This is a genomic window from Rhizobium sp. C4, from assembly GCF_021026315.1.
In the GTDB taxonomy this organism is placed as follows: Bacteria; Pseudomonadota; Alphaproteobacteria; order Rhizobiales; family Rhizobiaceae; genus Ensifer_A.
In genome coordinates this window covers 1-1,210 of record NZ_JAJNCX010000046.1, presented here as the reverse complement: position 1 = coordinate 1,210, position 1,210 = coordinate 1, and the positions used below count along the sequence as shown (strand labels likewise).

Here is a 1,210-nt window from a genome sequence, read left to right as displayed (position 1 = left end):
GGGACCATTGCATAACTCGCACTTGTTGGGATTTTGAGGATTGAAGACGCAGCTTTTCGAGCCCGGTTGTTGATTTTCCGGGCTTTTGGGTTGTTCTTTGTCGGCTTTGGGTGGTTTTGGGCGCAGTTCGCCCCTGGTCATGTTGCCGTCAGTGTGACCCAGCGGCACATGTTGAAGGTGATCGCGGCAAGCAGCACCTGCGCCCTGGCCTTCACAAGGCCCCTGTAGCGGATGGCGCCAAGCCCCATGCGTCGCTTCAGCGTCGCAAAGGTCGTCTCGACGGACGCCCGGCGGCGGGCGATCAGACGGTTGAGCTTTGCCAGCCGTGGCGGCAGGTCCCGGTGATGCTTGTTGGCCCGACGCATCAGGCGCGGCTTGATCCCGCGTTGCCTGAGCATCCGCTCCCGCTCATGCGTGTGATAGGCGCCGTCGGCCAGGACTGCGCGCTCGTCGCCGCAGACCAGATCGTCCGCCACGACCGTGTCATTGACATTGGCCGGTGTCGTGATCACCCGGCGGATCAGCCCTGAGCCCTGATCAACGCCAACATGCGCCTTGTAGCCATAGCTTGAACCGGCCGTGCCCTGGCGCCTTGTAAAGCGGGCATCGGGATCGCTTGGGCGAGGCACCGCAAGATCTGTATTCTCATCCCAGGAAAGGGCATCCAACTGCGCATTGCCGCCCTTGGGAGGCCGCGCAGCGCTCGTCTCGATCACGGTGGCATCCAGCATCGTGCCGCCCCTCAGGATCAGCCCCGCCGCATCCAGCTGCCTGTCAAGCTCGCCGAACAGCTTGTCGAGCAGCCCCGCGCTGATCAGCAGATTGCGGTATCGGCACAAGGTCGAGTGGTCCGGCACCTGCTCATCCAGGGCAAGTCCGACAAACCGCTTGAACGAAAGCCGGTCCAGCAGAGCCTCTTCCAGCTCCTTGTCCGAAAGGCCGTAAAGCGATTGCAGCAACAGCGCCCTGAACATCACCAGAGGCGGATAGGCAGGCCGACCGGCACTGGCCTCATCGCGAACCCGTGCCAGCAGCTTCTCGAAGCGATACCACTTCACCAGACCAGAAAGTCGCTCAAGACGCCCTCCGCCACCCTGCGGCATCAGAGCATCTACAAAACTGAACTGACCTTCCCGACGAACTGACATCCCACCGCCTCCAGCCGCTGCAGAACCAGTGAATCATATCAGTGGAATTTTGCAACGGTCCC

1 protein-coding gene is annotated in these 1,210 nt (G+C 61.8%); it reads right to left on the bottom strand.

Annotated features, from left to right (window positions below):
- Positions 1-137: 137 nt before the first annotated feature.
- Complete coding sequence (locus LQK84_RS25020; RefSeq protein WP_230831490.1) at positions 138-1,148, bottom strand: IS5 family transposase; 1,011 nt, start codon at positions 1,146-1,148, stop codon at positions 138-140.
- Positions 1,149-1,210 lie beyond the last annotated feature (62 nt).